Consider the following 14,916-nt stretch of genomic DNA (forward strand, 5'->3'; position numbering starts at 1 on the left):
GGAGAAGGTGTTGATCCTCAGATCGGCGGGATCTTCCCGAGCGGGATGAAGCCGCTGAGCGCGAGGCGGCCGCGATCGGCCGTCAGGTCGACGGAAACCTTGTCGGCGCCGTTTGCAAGCGCCTTCAGCAGCTTAGTGGCGGTCTTGATGACATTCTTGGCCGCCGGCAGCGTTGCCGTCAGACTATCGCCCCATGGCCCGATCTGATTGATCTCCAGCTTGAACTGGCCGGATAGAAGTCCCTGATCGTCGAAATTGAAAGGGCCTGACAGCGTCATGACGCGGCCGTCGCCAATATCGATGACGGCCTGATGCAGCACGCCTGCGGCACCACGAAGGCCTTCCCGGTCGGTGCCATCGAGCAGGCCGGCCTTGCCGGTCAGCGTCACATTGGCGCTTGTCGAGGCGGTCGGCAGCGTCTGCGGGAAATCCTTGATGACGGCATTGGCATTCTCGATGCCGATCGCGAAATCCAGGTCGCTGCCGTTCTGGCTGGTGTGCATCTCGGTGCGGGCGGCGGTCAAATCGGCGCTCTGGCCGGTGGCGGAGGAGACGATGGCTGCCTTCAGACCTTCGATAACTGTCTGGCTCTGCGCGACGCCACGCCCCTTGGCAACGAGGTTCGATTGCAGGTCCGTCCATTCGGCCGATACCGTCAGCCCTTCGGCGGTGCGCAACTCGGCCGGTGATTTCAGGTTCCAGCTGACATGGTTCGGTTGATAGACCGGCGCCGAGGCATTGAGGGTTTGGAAATTGGCCGAGACACCTCGGGTCTGATTGTCGACGGTCACCGTGTCGCAGGTCAATCCCATGGAGAAGGGGAAGCCGCTGAAGGCCATGTTTGTGCATTTGCCGGCAATGCCGGCGCTGTTCTGCTGGCCGAGCGCCTTCAGCACATTGGTTTTGACAATATTGGTCGCGTAATACCACCCGCCGGTATAGAGCCCGGCCAAGACCACCAACAGTCCTATCAGGATGAGCGATAGACGTTTACCTCGACCGGTCGCTACGCTCTGGCTTGACGCTGCCATGTTGTTCTCCAATGGTTGGACTGAAGTTTCACACTGATTTGGCGTTGGATATGGACGAATTTTGGGTGTTTGGCTACGGATCGCTCATGTGGAATCCGGGCTTCGACTATGAGGAAAAGGCGGAGGCCATTATTTTCGGCTACCGCCGCTCGCTTTGCGTTCGTTCCTGGGTCCATCGCGGCACAGAGGCCAGTCCCGGCCTGGTCCTCGGTCTCGATCGTGGCGGCTCCTGCCGCGGCATGGCGTTTCGCGTCTCGACGGCTGCGTGGGACGAGGTATTGGCCTATTTGCGCGAGCGTGAACTGGTCACCAATGTCTATCTGGAAAGGATAGCGCCGATCCGGCTCGCCGATGGCCGGCGCGTGATCTCCGTCGCCTATGTCGTCGACCGCGATCACAGGCAATATGCCGGCGCGCTGGACGCCATAGAGGCCGCTCATATCGTCGAATCCGCCAGCGGCCAGTCCGGCCCGAACGATGCCTATGTCTTCAACACGCTGACGCATTTGCGCGAGATGGGGATTCGCGATCAGTGGCTCGAGCATGTCGCCGGTGAAATCGAGCGTATGCGGGAAGCGTCCTGACAGGCCGTTCTTCAACGTGATGCGGCCGCCTTCGGTTTAAACCGCCGCAGTGGTCACTTTTGCCTTGCTGATTTCCGCCAGACGCTGTGCTGCGGTCGGCGGGACGGGGAGATGCGGATTGTTGGCGATCGTTTCGACCAGCAGTTCGTCGCTCGCCTTTTCCGTCTCCTCCATCAGCCGCGCAAAGAAGGCGTCGGGATCCATGCCGGGCTGGATCGGCGGCAGGATGCGCACCTTGAGGTGGCCTGGATATTTGCGGAAGGTGCGGCGCGGCCAGAACAGGCCGGGATGCATGGCGACGGCGACGACAGGGATTCCGAGATCGCGATACATGCGGGCGATGCCGTATTTATAGACCGGTTCGGCGCCCGGCGGGCGGCGGGTGCCCTCGGGGTAGATGATGAGCTGGCGGCCGGTGGCGAGCTCCTCCCGCGTGCGCTTCAATACGTCGAACATCACCTTGCCGCGGGCGCCTCGGTCCACCGGGATCATGCGCTGCTTCCCCGCATACCAGCCGAACAACGGAATCCACATCAGCTCGCGCTTCAGGATATAGACCGGATCGTCGAGATAGGGCAGCAGCGCGAACGTGTCCCAGAAGGACTGATGCTTGGGCGCGAAGATGTAGCTGCCCTTGGGGATATTCTCGAGGCCCTCGATCTCGAAGGTGGTGCCGACGATCTTTTCCATCAGCCAGGTGCTGGATTTCGCCCATGCCTTGGGGATTGCATATGCGGCCTTGCGCGGCATCAGAAAATAGATCGGTGACAGCACGATCATGCGAATGATCAGATTGGCATAGAAGACTGTGTTAAACAGGATCGAACGCAAGATAATCATCAAGGCTTTCCCAATGCACCGGCTTGCGCCGGCATCCTAAGGCTTGCCTACACGATTACGGCGTCAATAAAAAGTCGGTGTGTGTGCGGCCGGAGATCTCAGTCCGGATCGTCGCTCTGTTCCTGCGAGCGCAGACCGACCGGACGCCCCAGGCCAGTCAGATTGCGGGCGCCGGTGAGGAGAACCTTGGCATATTCGGAGATCATCGTGCGCAGCGCATTCGGGTCGGTGAACCAGTTCTTGGTCTTCAAATCGGAATTGACAACCGGATAGGGAATGAAATCCGTCGCGGGATCGACATATTTCAGTTCCGCGAGGCTGCGGGGCATGTGGTAGTTGTTCGTCACCACCAGGACGCTCTTATAGCCCTTAGCGTGGATCCACTTTGCCGCTTCGCGTGCATTGCCGATCGTATCGATGGCGTCATAGCCGATGTCGACGCAGCAATTGAAGAGACCGACCGAGCTCTGCGTCAGCCTGCGGATCTGCGACGGCGTCGTGGTCGGATGTGCGCCAGATATCAGCAGCCGGTGGCCCGCGCCGGAGCGCAGCAATTCGACGGCCTGGTCGATCCGCTGATAGCCGCCCGTCAACACGACGATGGCGTCTGCCTTGGGCTCGAGCGGTGGTTTCAGCGTGGTGATCGAATCGGCAAAATGCAGAAAGCCGCCGAAAATGATGGCGGCGAGAAAGATGAAGGCGAAGCCGCCCCAGCGCAGGAGGCGCCGGAACAAGCTGCGACGCACAGGTCTATCGCTGCGGGATTGCTCCCGCATCGACTGCGAACTCACGGTCTTGCGAGTCGACAGATCCATGCTCATGATTCGGTACTATACGACAATTGCGGCAAGGAACGGGCTGACGGACAGCAAAAAATACTCACCGCGGCGTCAATTCTGCACACCGTCGGCCCTGCCGGGATCGGAACGGATCAGATCGATCTCGTAGATCGTGCGCATGACGGTGAAGCGCGCCGTGAGAGTCGTGAGCAGGGCGATGACGATCATGGTTGCGAGAATACCGACATAGCCGAGCGCGCCTACGGAAAAAGTGCCGAAAAGGGCGGTTGCCTGGTCGGTCTGCGGCGTGGCGATCGTGCGGCTCTGCAGGATGCCGGCGCTTGCGAAGAACAGGGCGGCGAGGCCGCTGCCGGCTGCCGACCCCTTCAGGCTGATCTTCAGGAAGTGCTTTTGAAATTCGGTTGCGACGAAGGTGCTCTCGGCACCGACGAAGTGCAATACCTCGACGATGTGGCGATTGCCCGAGAGCGCGCCGCGGGTGGCGAAGACTACGGTCAGCACCATGGCCGTGAAGACCAGCAGCAGGACGCCGGTGCCGATGAGGACTGTTGTGTGCGCCATCGACACCAGCCGGTCGACCCAGGTGCGGTGGTCGTCCAGCGTCGCTTGCGAGATCTGCGCCTTGAGCAGGGCGCGCATCGCCTCGAAATCCGGCGGGTGCGTCTCGTCGATGGTGATGATGACGAGGCGGGGGACAGGCAATTCCTTGATGTCCAGGCCGGCGCCGAGCCATGGCTCGAGAAGACGCGCAGTTGCCGCCTCGTCGACGATCTGGCCGGACTTGGTGCCGACGAAGCTCAGCGCGATGTCGCGGGCGCTGACCAGCGCCTTCTCCATGTCGAGATTGTCGTCCGGCTTGATCTGGATGGTGATCTCGCGGGAAATCTGGCTCTCCCAGCTTGCCGCCGTCGCGCGCACCATGCTGACGGCGCCGAGCGTGAGGCAGGCGAGGAAGGCCATGATGGCGATGACGACGATCAGCGCGTTGCCCTGAATATTGGAGGACGGCACGATCGGCCCGGTGGGGCGCACGCGCATTTCCGGCCGCTTCCGCTCCGGCGGAGGAGCGGGGGGTGTTTGCTGCGACTGCGCAGCTTTGGCATTCGGGGCTTTCCTGCGGGGCGCGGGCTCAGTCATAGATATCGAGATGCCCTCCCGACAGAATCATGCGCCTAGCCTCGATCTGGTCCATCAGGCCGAGGTCGTGCGTGGCGATGACGACCGCAGTGCCGAGGCGATTGAGCTCCAGGAACAGGTTGAGCAGCCGTCGTGCCATCGGCGGATCGACATTGCCTGTCGGCTCGTCGGCGAGCAGGATTTCCGGGCGGTCGATGAGGGCGCGCGCAATGGCGGCGCGTTGCTTTTCGCCGCCTGACAGAACCGGCGGCAGTACGTTGATGCGCTCGCCGAGGCCGACCCATTTCAGCAGTTCCAACACATCGGTACGATAGGAACTTTCATCCTTGCCGCGCACACGCAGCGGAAGGGCGACATTCTCGTAGGTCGTCAGATGGTCGAGCAGCCGGAAATCCTGAAAGACGATGCCGACGCGCCGGCGCAGGAGCGGCAGCTCGTTGCGCGGGATCGAGGAAATCTCCCGGTCGAACATGCGGATAAGTCCACGGGTCGGCTGCAGCGACATGAAGAGCAGCCGCAGCAGAGTCGTCTTACCGGCGCCGGAAGGTCCGGTCAGGAACTGGAACGATTTTCTCGGAATGTCGAAGCTCAGGTCGCGGAGGATTTCCGGACCCATGCCGTAGCGCAAACCGACGTTCTCAAAGTGAATCAACGGGCAGTCCAGTCTTCCGCAGGGTTCAATCAGGCGACTTGTTAACCAATGGCATTAACAGCCGGTAAATTTTTCTGGAAAGGCGCCCCATTCATGGCGATCTTTGCGAAGCATTAACCATTAAAATTTACGACTGGGCAGGATTCGTTTCAATGCCCAGATTAGCAATGGGCGTCGAAACCATGTGGATCACCGCAAAGGGAGGTCATCATGGGCGCTTTTCGCCACCGGCAGCAGCAGGCGGGGCTGGTTTATGACCTCATTCCGCCCGAACCTGGGTCCGGTTCGGGTCAGTCGCACCGTTTCGTGCCGAAGCAGGATATCATCGATGCCGAATTCGTGACCGTCATTGGCGGCCGCGGCAGGAGCGCTTCGGGCGTCAACATGCGCCACGACGGTCCCTCCGGATCGAAAGCGCCGTCACGGCCGAAGCGTGGGAATGTCCTCTCGCGAACCCTATCCGCTTTGCGTTTTGCCGAAGGCGTTTTGCAGCAGGCATCGCGGCGCTGCTTCGTGGCGCTCATCGTCGCCCTTGCCGTGCTCGTCTTCGGACTTGCCGGTGGATTTTCCGGATTGTCCAGCGCACCGAACGAGGCGGCGGGCGAACCGCTGCAATTCTCGCATGTGACGCTGACGCCGCGCGACGAGAACGGCATGCGCGTCCTGACACTGAATGGCATCATCGAGAATGCGAGCGGAGCCACCCTGTCGATACCGTCGATGCGCGCCGATCTCTTTGCCGGCGACCAGCTGGTGCGAAGCGTCGTCGTCAATGCGCCGATGAACCGTCTCGGGCCGCATGAAAGCCGCGGATTTTCCACACGATTGCAGCATCCTGGTGGAAAAACGCCGGATGTTCGTCTTTCCTTCATGCCCTAGGGCGTGATGTCGAAAAGTGTAAGCTGCTTTCGGGCGACATCACGCTCTACCTGTTTGATTCGAGAGCGGATTCAGATTTTAGGTCGATTCGACCTAAAATCATCCGGCTCTAGGGGGTGTGTCAGGCTTGCCGATTGTGCTACGGGCTTGTGCTTGATCGGCGGCCGAGCGCCGCAGCAGCCATGGAGCATGCCAATCAATGCCTGTCGTACGCGGGAAGAACATCGAGCCGCTTTTCACTGCCGAGCAGATTGCCGAGCGCAATCATGCCATGGCGAAGGAAATCGCCAGCGGACCGACGAAGGATCTCCTCGTCATCGCCATCCTCAAGGGTTCGTTCATCTTTGCCGCCGACCTGTTGCGCGCGCTGCACGAGACGGGGCTGGCGCCGGAGGTCGAGTTCATCACCCTTTCGAGCTATGGCGCGGGCACGGTCTCCCAGGGCGTGCGCATCGTGAAGGACATCGACAGCGATGTGAGGGATCGCGACGTGCTGCTGATCGACGATATTCTGGAATCGGGCCGTACGCTGCGTTTTGCCAAGGAACTGCTCTATGAGCGCGGCGCCCGCAATGTGACGCTCGCCGTCCTGCTGGACAAGAGCGTCAAGCGCCAGGAGGAGCTGGAGGCCGATTATGTCGGCTTCGAATGCCCCGATTATTTCGTTGTCGGTTACGGTATGGACGTTGCCTATGCCTTCCGCGAACTGCCCTTCGTCGGCGTGGTCCTCGGCGACGCCACCCCGTAATCTGCGTTAATGGGGCAGTCGGCCCGGCTGTCCCATTCTGCTCCGGCGATGACGACTCATTAACCACGGAGCCTAATCGTCCCCCCGTCGTTTACCTATCGCAAACGGAATTCTGGTGATTTCTGTCGCGGAACATGATGGACCACGGAGCACAGACCATGGCAAAAATTCTGATTACGGAAGACGAGGACTCTCTTCGCACCTTTGTCGCCCGAGCCTTGCGCTTGGACGGCCACGAGACCGAAGAGGCGGCCGACGGCGCCGAAGGTCTGGAAAAGCTCAAGCAGGGCGGTTTCGACCTGCTTCTCTCGGATATCCGCATGCCGGTCATGGACGGCATCGAGCTCGCGCATCAGGCGCATTCGACCTGGCCTGGAATGAAGATCCTGCTGATGACCGGATATGCCGAGCAGCGCGAGCGCGCCGACGACCTTATGGAAAAGATCGTCGATGTCGTGGCCAAGCCCTTTGCGCTGCCGGATATCCGCAAGGCCGTCGCCCGCGCATTGGCTGCTTGATCTGCGCTGCCTGTCTTATTGCCCCAGATTCAGCAAACGCTCCAGATAACGCCGTTCCTCGCTTAACGAAGGATTGTTGCTCAGCCGCTCGCGAATGGCGTCCAGAATTTCGCGGGCGCGTTGGGCGTCGATAATCTTCGGCACCATGTCTCCGTCCGGATTGTCCATAAAGTTGCCGTCGTTGTTGCGCGATCGGCCAAGCGGATCGCGGCCGTTCTGATTACCCTGGCCCGGTTGCCCCTGCAATTGGCCTTGGCCCTGCCCCTGTTGCTGCATCTGCGCCATAAGCTGGTTCATCATGTCACGGGTGCCCTTGCGCAAGGCGTCCAGCGCACGGGCTTGGCCCTGCACGGCGCCTTCGCCGTTGCCTTCGGTCAGCTGGCCGGATGCGCCCTTCATCTCCTGCTGTGCCTTGCCATAATTCTGGTTCGGCTTCATCCCCATTGAACCCAAGTTTTTCTGGAGTTCGCCGAGTTGCTTGGCGAGGTCGTCCTGCTGCTGGCGCAGCTGCTTCAAGGCATCGCGCAGTTGGTCGGCCGTCATGCCGTCGGTGGGGTCGCTGTCCTTCTTGCCTTGCTGGTTCTGGCCCTGTTGCTGATCCTGCTGCCCCTGATTTCGCTGCCCCATGTCCGGGCGCATCTGGTCACCGAGATTGGGCAGTGGCTGGTCCATCAGGCCATCGCCGTCCTCGTTGGAGTCGCCGCGCTGCATGCGGTCGCGCATAGCCTGATCGAACTTGAAGGTCTGATCCATCAGCTTCTGTTGATCGCGCATGATGCGGCCGAGCTTGTCCATCTGCTCTCGCATCTTGTCATTTGCTTGGTTCTGTTGCTGCTGCCCAGGTTGCGGCTTGCCGGCCTGGAGGCTGTTCATCAGCTGCTGCAGCTCGGATAGCATCTGCTGCGCTGCCTGGCGATTGCCGGAGCGGGCGAGGTTTTCGATCTGGTCCATCATGCGCTGCAGGTCCTGCTGGCGCAGAATATTGGCTGAACGCTGGTTGGGCTGGGCGGGCATGTTGCGCATGCGTTCGGCCAGTTCCTTCATGTAGGCGTCCATCGCCTTGCGCAGCTCGGCCGTCAGCTTCTTGATCTCGTCATCGGAGGCATTGCGCTGCAAAGCGTCGGAGAGCTTCTGCTGGGCATCCCGCAGCGCTTTTTCCGCATCGGTCAGCTGCGCGTCTTCCATGCCGAGCGCGATCTGCCAGAGATAGTCGGCCGTATCCTTCAGCGAGGCTTCGCTGCTGGCGAGCTTCATGCGCGTCAGGGCCGATCTGATCGCCAGATAGTTGCCGAGATCGGAAATGGTTTCTTCCGGCCTGACGGTCAGCGATTTATTGAGCTCGATCGCCTCCGGCATCTTGCGGGTATCGAGCGCGAAGACCTGGCGTTCCTCGGCGACGGCAGCGGCAAGCGGCTGGCTGAAATTGCGCGGCGGCAGCACCATCTCATAGGGCGCGCTGCGCCCGGTCTGCCCGGCGCCGTCCTTGGCGACCAGGGCGATGCGAACACGCTTGCCGGCAAGGGGATCCTGCGTCAGATCGTGGCTCGCCAGACCCTTGCCGTTTCGGCGGTCTCGGCGCGGAATGTCCAGCTTGAATTCCGGCAGGTCATAGAGCGGCGTCGCCGAGGGATCGGAATCGACGGGCACGATCTCCGCATGGGCTTCCTCGACGCCGTAATCGTCCTTGACCCTGAAGCCGAGTTCCAACGCGCCGTTGGCGGTCGCGTGCGGAATGCCGTCAAACGTGATTTCCGGCGGCTTGTCGGAGATCACCTTGAACGACCAGGACTTGCCGTTGACCGTCAGTTCGCCACCCTTTTCGAGCTTGAGAACATGGGTGCGCGCAATCATTGCATCGGTGCTGGACGCGTTGGCGGCGTTATTGACCACCGGCTGCGCGACGGGCGGGGCCGCCGGTCCGCTACCGGCAGGGGCTTGATTGCCGGCATCGGCGACCTGTTCCGGAACCTCGGTGCCCTTGTCGGCGCCAGTTGCCTGGAACAACACTTTTTCATCCGTGGAGGCGCCCGTAACCCGCACCGTGAGTTCGGAGAATTGCGGCACGTTGAGATTGTCACTGGCATTGGCGACGTTGCCTGTGAGATAGACCGGCGCCTGGCCGGTGTAATAGGGCGGAGTGACCCAGGCGTCGACGCGGACATCCGGATTGCTTGATGTGGAGGCCGATGCCGTGAAGGCATCGCTCAGCGAGCCGCCGCCATTGGATCCGGAAAAGCTGAAGGCGGTCACCAGCAGCAAGGCCGGAATGGCACGCAGTGCGAAGCGGTCGTAACGCGCGATATCCGGCCTCGGCAGGCCCGCATCCAACGCGGCGATACGCTGCGCCATGCGGGTCTGATGCTCGCGCCAAAGTGCACGGGCAAAGGGCGTGTCGAAAGCCGGCTCGTCCTCCTGCACGGCGACCGGCTGGTGCGCCAGGCCATTGCGTTCCTCCAGCAGGCGGTCGGCCTCTCTGACACTCGGCCAGCGCAGGCGGCGCAGCGGATAGAGGGAGATGGCGAAACCGACGGCGAAGACGGCGAGCAGCAGGAAGCGCAGGACATCGGGCGCGATGCGGAAAATGCCGAACCAGGCGGCTGAAAGGAAGAGAGCAATAATGGACGCCGGCAGCAGCAGCCCCGGCAGCAGCTGCTCGGAAACCAGCACGAGCCGAGCAAACAGACGCTTGACCGCAACCATGCGCGCCAGCGCCGGGCGGGTGGCGAAAGCGCCCTTCTTAGGGTTGCTGGGGCTGGTCATCGGTCCGGTTTTCTCCCGATCTGACGTTGATGGCTAGTTGCCCGTTGGAAATGGCCGGGCATCCCACACGCCCGCGCTCGCGGCGCCCGGCGAGACGCCATTCGAACAAAGATAACATTCTTTGTGGCGAAGACGAGGGCAAGCGGTGCCAAAGGCTGCTTTTTCATCGGACTTCGCTGAAACGTGATCGATCGGACAGGGACGGATGGGTCTGCCCTTGCTGCCCGAAATCCGCGAGCAAAGCCGATTATCCCTCGAGCCAGGCCGGGATGGAATCCAGCCCGATCAGCTCCTCATAGGTGCCGCGCGGGCGGATGATATGGAATTCGCCGCCCTTGACCAGCACTTCGGGAACCAGAAGCCGGCTGTTGTAGGTGCCGGCCTGCACGGCGCCATAGGCACCCCCGGAGCTGACGGCGAGGAGATCGCCGGGCTTCGGCATCGCCATTTCGCGGTCGAGCGCCAGATAATCGCCGGTCTCGCAGACCGGGCCGACGACATCGGCCTTGATGCGTGGAGCATTGGCAGCGGTGATCGCGACCGGCCGGATCTCGTGATAGGCCTCGTAAAGCGTCGGGCGGATCAGATCGTTCATCGCGCCGTCGACGATGACGAAGCTCTTGTTGCCGCCATCCTTCACATAAATGACTTCCGTCACCAGAATGCCGGCATTGCCGACGATCAGGCGGCCAGGCTCGGTGACGATCTTGCAGTTGAGGCCGCGCAGCTGGTTCTTGACGATCTGCGCATAGGCATCGGGCAAAGGCGGCGGATCGTTGTCGTCGCGATAGGGGATGCCGAGGCCGCCGCCGATGTCGACATGATGGATATCGTGGCCGTCGCCGCGCAGCGTTTCCACAAGATCGCGCAGCAGCTTGAAGGCATCGTCGAAAGGCTGCAGCTCGGTGATCTGGCTGCCGATATGCATGTCGATGCCGGTGGCATTGATGCCGGGCAGGCTGGCGGCGCGGGCATAGACGGCGCGGGCGCGCTCCCAGGAGATGCCGAACTTGTTTTCCTTCTTGCCGGTCGAGATCTTCGCATGCGTGCGGGCATCGACATCGGGGTTGATACGGAAGGAAACGGGCGCGATCTTGCCGGCGCGGACGGCGCGCTGGTTCAAAACCTCCAGCTCGGGCTCGGACTCGACGTTGAAGCAGTAGATGCCGGCTTCGAGCGCGACGTCCATTTCCTGCGCCGTCTTGCCGACGCCGGAGAACATGATGCGGTTTGCCGGGATTCCCGCAGCCAGGGCGCGGCGCAGCTCGCCGACGGAGACGACGTCAACACCGGCGCCGAGGCGGCCGAGCGTCTTCAGCACCGCCTGGTTGGAATTGGCCTTCATGGCGTAGCACACCATGGCATCGACATCGCTGAAGGCTTCGGAGAAGACGCGATAGTGGCGCTCGAGCGTCGCCGTCGAATAGACATAGAAAGGGGTGCCGACCGCGTTGGCGATCTCGGGAACCGGAACATTCTCGGCATAGAGGATGCCGTCGCGATACTGAAAATGGTTCACGATCGATGCCTATTTAGAGAAGCGGATCAAGGAAGAACTTCTTGTCCGGGCTGGGCTCTTTGGTCGGCTTGGAGACGTCGCCGCCCTTGGTCGCGTGAGCACTCGGCGGGTCGAGATCGCCTTTGCGGCCACATCCGACGACGGCAAGGCCGACGACCGAAAGCACGACGGTCAGGCGGATGATATGCGGCATGTTGATCTGCATCGAAATCCTCTTGGGCGACAAACGCGAAAGTCACCCTTCTTAGCGAAGTTTCCCGCGTTTGTGCACCCTGATTGTTTGGGTGCGTTTTCGTCAGTCTTTTCAGTTGCGGGCACGCCAGAAGGCGATCTGCTTGCGCACTTCCGAAGGCGCCGTGCCGCCGAAGCTCTTGCGGCTGGCAACCGAGGCTTCGACCGTCAGCACGTCGAAGATCTTGTCGGTGATCGAGGGATGGATTCCTTGCAGTTCCTCCAGCGACAGTTCGGCGAGTTCGCAGGATTTGCTTTCGGCAAGCGCCACGGCGCGTCCCGTCACATGATGGGCATCGCGGAAAGGCAGGCCTGCTTCGCGCACCAGCCAATCGGCAAGGTCGGTCGCGGTCGAATAGCCGGAACCGGCGGCAGCCTTCATGCGGGCCGTATTGATCGTCAGGTCGCGCACCATGCCGGTCATGGCGGCGATCGCCAGTTCCAGGCTTTCGGCGGCGTCGAAGACCTGTTCCTTGTCTTCCTGCATGTCCTTGGAATAGGCGAGCGGCAGACCCTTCATGATGGTGAGCAGCGCTACCAGCGAGCCGTTGATGCGGCCGGTCTTGGCGCGCACCAGCTCCGCCGCATCCGGGTTCTTCTTCTGCGGCATGATGGACGAGCCGGTGGAGAAGGCGTCGGACAGGCGCACGAAGCCGAATTGCGGCGTCGACCAGATGACGATCTCTTCGGCAAGGCGCGACAGGTGCATGCCTGATATGGCGGCGATCGACAGGAATTCGATGGCGAAATCGCGGTCGGAGACGGTGTCGATCGAGTTGCGGGTGGGCTCGCGGAAGCCGAGCGCCTTGGCCGTCATGTGGCGATCGATCGGGAAGCCGGTGCCGGCAAGCGCTGCGGCGCCGATCGGCGATTCGTCCATGTGTTCGATGGCGTGGCGCACGCGCGAGCGGTCGCGGCCGAACATTTCCACATAGGCCATGCAGTGATGGCCGAAGGTGACGGGCTGCGCCGTCTGCAGATGCGTGAAGCCGGGCATGACACTATCGGCGTGTTCTTCGGCGCGGTCGAGGAAGGCTGCGATCAAACCAGTCAGCGCCTGCTCGCACTTCTGCAGCTCTTCCTTCACCCAGAGGCGGAAATCGAGCGCCACCTGGTCGTTGCGCGAACGGGCCGTGTGCAGCCGGCCGGCAGCCGGGCCGATCAAGGTGGCAAGCCGTGCCTCGACGTTCATGTGGATGTCTTCGAGGCGGCGGGAGAATTCGAAATTGCCGCTTTCAATCTCTGACAGGATCGTGTTCAGACCGTGAACGATCTTGTCTTTATCCTCGGTGGAAATGATGCCTTGATGGGCGAGCATGCCGGCATGCGCGATTGAGCCGCGGATATCCTGTGCAAACAGCTTCTTGTCGAAACCGATCGAGGCATTTATCTCCTCCATGATTGCCGCGGGGCCGGAGGCGAAACGCCCGCCCCACATCTGGTTGGAGGATTTGGTGTCCGTGCCGTCAGTCATGAGATGCCCACCTGGAGAATGAAATGACAGCAAAGAAGCCGTTCGGTCTGCCGTCCATGAAACTCGTTATGCTTGCCGCCGTCGCTGGGGTTATCGCCGGTGCGGCAGCGGTATACGTGAAGGAGGCAGGGTATGGCAATGGCATTGGTGAAACGGCCGCAGCCGATCAATGCGGGACTGCCAAGGATCGCGCCGCCGCTCTGACACCCTTCACCAGGGGGCAGGTTGCCGCCATGAGCGTGCCGCCGGCGCCGATCTCGCTGAAGGATGTGTCCTTCAAGGGTTCCGACGGGCAGCCGCTTTCGATCGGCAGTTTTGCCGGCAAGACCGTGCTGTTGAACGTGTGGGCGACCTGGTGCGTGCCGTGCCGCGAGGAGATGCCGGCGCTGAATGCGCTGGAGAAGAGCGTCGGCAACGACAAGTTCGAGGTGGTCGCCGTCAACATCGACACGGGCGACGAGGAAAAGCCGAAAGCGTTCCGCACGGAATATGCCATCGACAAGCTCGGCTATTACCGTGACAACACGATGGGCGTGTTCAATGTGCTGAAGAAGCAGGGATTGGCCTTCGGCCTGCCGGTGACGTTGCTGATCGACGACAAGGGCTGCCTGCTATCGGCGATGAACGGGCCGGCGGTATGGGATAGCGACGATGCGAAGAAGCTGGTGAAGGCGGCGGCCGGAATTTGATATTTCCTCCCTTCTCCCCTCGGGGAGAAGGTTCCCGTAAAGGCGGATGAGGGGCCGTGCGTCGCATTCATATTCATCTACTGGGGGAACGTGGCATTCCCGGTAACGCCCCCTCACCCCGCGCTGTCCCGCGACCCTCTCCCCGTTGGGGCGAGGGTGTTTTACCGCGTCGGAACCGGCACTTCGCCGCGATAGTCGTAGAAGCCGCGGCCGGATTTGCGCCCGAGCCAGCCGGCTTCGACATATTTCACCAGCAGCGGGCAGGGGCGGTATTTCGAATCGGCGAGACCGTCGTGCAGCACCTGCATGATCGAAAGGCAGGTGTCGAGGCCGATGAAGTCGGCGAGCTGCAGCGGCCCCATCGGGTGGTTGGCGCCGAGCCGCATGGCGGTGTCGATGGCATCGACGGTGCCGACGCCTTCATAGAGCGTGTAGATCGCCTCGTTGATCATCGGCAGCAGGATGCGGTTGACGATGAAGGCCGGGAAGTCTTCGGCAACGGTGATCGTCTTTTCCAGCGAGGTGACATATTCCCTGGCGGCGGAGAACGTCGATTCGTCGGTGGCGATACCGCGCACCAATTCCACCAGCTTCATCACCGGAACCGGGTTCATGAAGTGAATGCCCATGAAGCGTTCGGGCCGGTCGGTGGCGGAGGCGAGGCGTGTGATCGACAGCGACGAGGTGTTGGTGGCGAGGAGTGCCTCGGGCTTCAGGATTGGGCAGATCTGCGCGTAGATCTTGCGCTTGACGCTTTCGTCCTCGGTCGCAGCCTCTATGGCGAGATCGACCTGGGCGAGATCGTTGAGGTCGTTCGATCCGGTGATGCGGGCAAGTGCGGCCTTACGGTCCTCATCGCTGGTCTTGCCGGAGGTGACCTGTCGGGCAAGATTGCCGTTGATGGTGGCAAGTCCGCTTTCGATGCGATCCTGCGACAGATCGTAAATATGGACCTTGTAGCCGGCCATGGCGGATACGTGGGCGATGCCGCAACCCATCTGGCCGGCGCCGATAATACCGATCGTCTTCAGCGAACTCATTGCCAACTCCCCGG

General features: G+C 61.7%; 15 protein-coding genes. 5 read left to right on the forward strand and 10 right to left on the reverse strand.

Features of this window, described 5'->3' with window-relative positions; genetic code table 11:
* Window positions 1-17 precede the first annotated feature (17 nt).
* On the reverse strand, window positions 18-1,031 hold the full coding sequence (locus FHT29_RS16155; protein WP_168599848.1) for a DUF2125 domain-containing protein: 1,014 nt from the start codon (window positions 1,029-1,031) through the stop codon (window positions 18-20).
* Window positions 1,032-1,081: 50 nt separating this feature from the next.
* Here FHT29_RS16155 and FHT29_RS16160 point away from each other — a divergent pair, with 50 nt between their 5' ends.
* Window positions 1,082-1,615 carry a gamma-glutamylcyclotransferase gene (locus FHT29_RS16160; RefSeq protein ID WP_092573227.1) on the forward strand — a complete coding sequence of 178 codons (534 nt, stop codon included), beginning with the start codon at window positions 1,082-1,084 and terminating at the stop codon, window positions 1,613-1,615.
* Between the two features lie 36 nt (window positions 1,616-1,651).
* Here FHT29_RS16160 and FHT29_RS16165 read toward each other — a convergent pair whose 3' ends face one another.
* The 4 genes from FHT29_RS16165 to ftsE all read right to left on the reverse strand — a co-directional run bounded on the left by FHT29_RS16165 (window position 1,652) and on the right by ftsE (window position 5,044).
* Window positions 1,652-2,455, reverse strand: a complete 804-nt coding sequence (locus tag FHT29_RS16165; RefSeq protein ID WP_168599849.1) for a 1-acyl-sn-glycerol-3-phosphate acyltransferase — start codon at window positions 2,453-2,455, stop codon at window positions 1,652-1,654.
* Window positions 2,456-2,553: 98 nt separating this feature from the next.
* A complete protein-coding gene (locus FHT29_RS16170) occupies window positions 2,554-3,231 on the reverse strand; it encodes a YdcF family protein (protein ID WP_047554341.1) in 678 nt (225 codons plus the stop codon).
* 114 nt (window positions 3,232-3,345) lie between these two features.
* Window positions 3,346-4,392 carry an ABC transporter permease gene (locus FHT29_RS16175; protein WP_037196701.1) on the reverse strand — a complete coding sequence of 349 codons (1,047 nt, stop codon included), beginning with the start codon at window positions 4,390-4,392 and terminating at the stop codon, window positions 3,346-3,348.
* Window positions 4,385-5,044 (reverse strand): cell division ATP-binding protein FtsE, encoded by a 660-nt coding sequence (gene ftsE, locus FHT29_RS16180; protein WP_034511554.1) that lies wholly within the window; start codon window positions 5,042-5,044, stop codon window positions 4,385-4,387. Before ftsE ends, FHT29_RS16175 begins: the two co-directional genes overlap by 8 nt.
* 210 nt (window positions 5,045-5,254) lie before the next feature.
* On the opposite strand from ftsE, the gene FHT29_RS16185 reads away from it, so the two are divergent.
* The 3 genes from FHT29_RS16185 to FHT29_RS16195 all read left to right on the forward strand — a co-directional run bounded on the left by FHT29_RS16185 (window position 5,255) and on the right by FHT29_RS16195 (window position 7,189).
* Window positions 5,255-5,923 carry a hypothetical protein gene (locus FHT29_RS16185; RefSeq protein WP_047637903.1) on the forward strand — a complete coding sequence of 223 codons (669 nt, stop codon included), beginning with the start codon at window positions 5,255-5,257 and terminating at the stop codon, window positions 5,921-5,923.
* A gap of 199 nt (window positions 5,924-6,122) precedes the next feature.
* Window positions 6,123-6,671, forward strand: a complete 549-nt coding sequence (hpt, locus tag FHT29_RS16190; protein ID WP_037196699.1) for a hypoxanthine phosphoribosyltransferase — start codon at window positions 6,123-6,125, stop codon at window positions 6,669-6,671.
* 158 nt (window positions 6,672-6,829) lie between these two features.
* A complete protein-coding gene (locus FHT29_RS16195; RefSeq protein WP_037196697.1) occupies window positions 6,830-7,189 on the forward strand; it encodes a response regulator in 360 nt (119 codons plus the stop codon).
* A 15-nt stretch (window positions 7,190-7,204) separates the two neighbouring features.
* On the opposite strand, the gene FHT29_RS16200 is transcribed toward FHT29_RS16195, so the two are convergent.
* The 4 genes from FHT29_RS16200 to argH form a co-directional block, all read right to left on the reverse strand.
* On the reverse strand, window positions 7,205-9,949 hold the full coding sequence (locus FHT29_RS16200; protein ID WP_168599850.1) for a TIGR02302 family protein: 2,745 nt from the start codon (window positions 9,947-9,949) through the stop codon (window positions 7,205-7,207).
* Window positions 9,950-10,196: 247 nt separating this feature from the next.
* Entirely contained in the window at window positions 10,197-11,468 is a 1,272-nt protein-coding gene (gene lysA, locus FHT29_RS16205; protein WP_168599851.1) for a diaminopimelate decarboxylase, read from the reverse strand.
* 13 nt (window positions 11,469-11,481) lie between these two features.
* Window positions 11,482-11,673, reverse strand: a complete 192-nt coding sequence (locus tag FHT29_RS16210; protein ID WP_037196915.1) for a lipoprotein — start codon at window positions 11,671-11,673, stop codon at window positions 11,482-11,484.
* Window positions 11,674-11,772: 99 nt separating this feature from the next.
* The gene (gene argH / locus FHT29_RS16215) at window positions 11,773-13,173 is read right to left on the reverse strand and encodes an argininosuccinate lyase (RefSeq protein WP_047553481.1); all 1,401 of its coding nucleotides are present in this window, start codon (window positions 13,171-13,173) and stop codon (window positions 11,773-11,775) included.
* Window positions 13,174-13,196: 23 nt separating this feature from the next.
* Here argH and FHT29_RS16220 point away from each other — a divergent pair, with 23 nt between their 5' ends.
* Window positions 13,197-13,862, forward strand: a complete 666-nt coding sequence (locus tag FHT29_RS16220) for a TlpA disulfide reductase family protein (RefSeq protein WP_047553479.1) — start codon at window positions 13,197-13,199, stop codon at window positions 13,860-13,862.
* 161 nt (window positions 13,863-14,023) lie between these two features.
* Here the strand turns inward: FHT29_RS16220 and FHT29_RS16225 are convergent, their stop codons facing one another.
* Window positions 14,024-14,902, reverse strand: a complete 879-nt coding sequence (locus FHT29_RS16225; RefSeq protein ID WP_034511539.1) for a 3-hydroxybutyryl-CoA dehydrogenase — start codon at window positions 14,900-14,902, stop codon at window positions 14,024-14,026.
* Window positions 14,903-14,916 lie beyond the last annotated feature (14 nt).

Origin of the sequence: Rhizobium sp. SG741 (assembly GCF_012275435.1) — a bacterium.
Taxonomy (GTDB): Bacteria; Pseudomonadota; Alphaproteobacteria; order Rhizobiales; family Rhizobiaceae; genus Rhizobium; species Rhizobium lusitanum.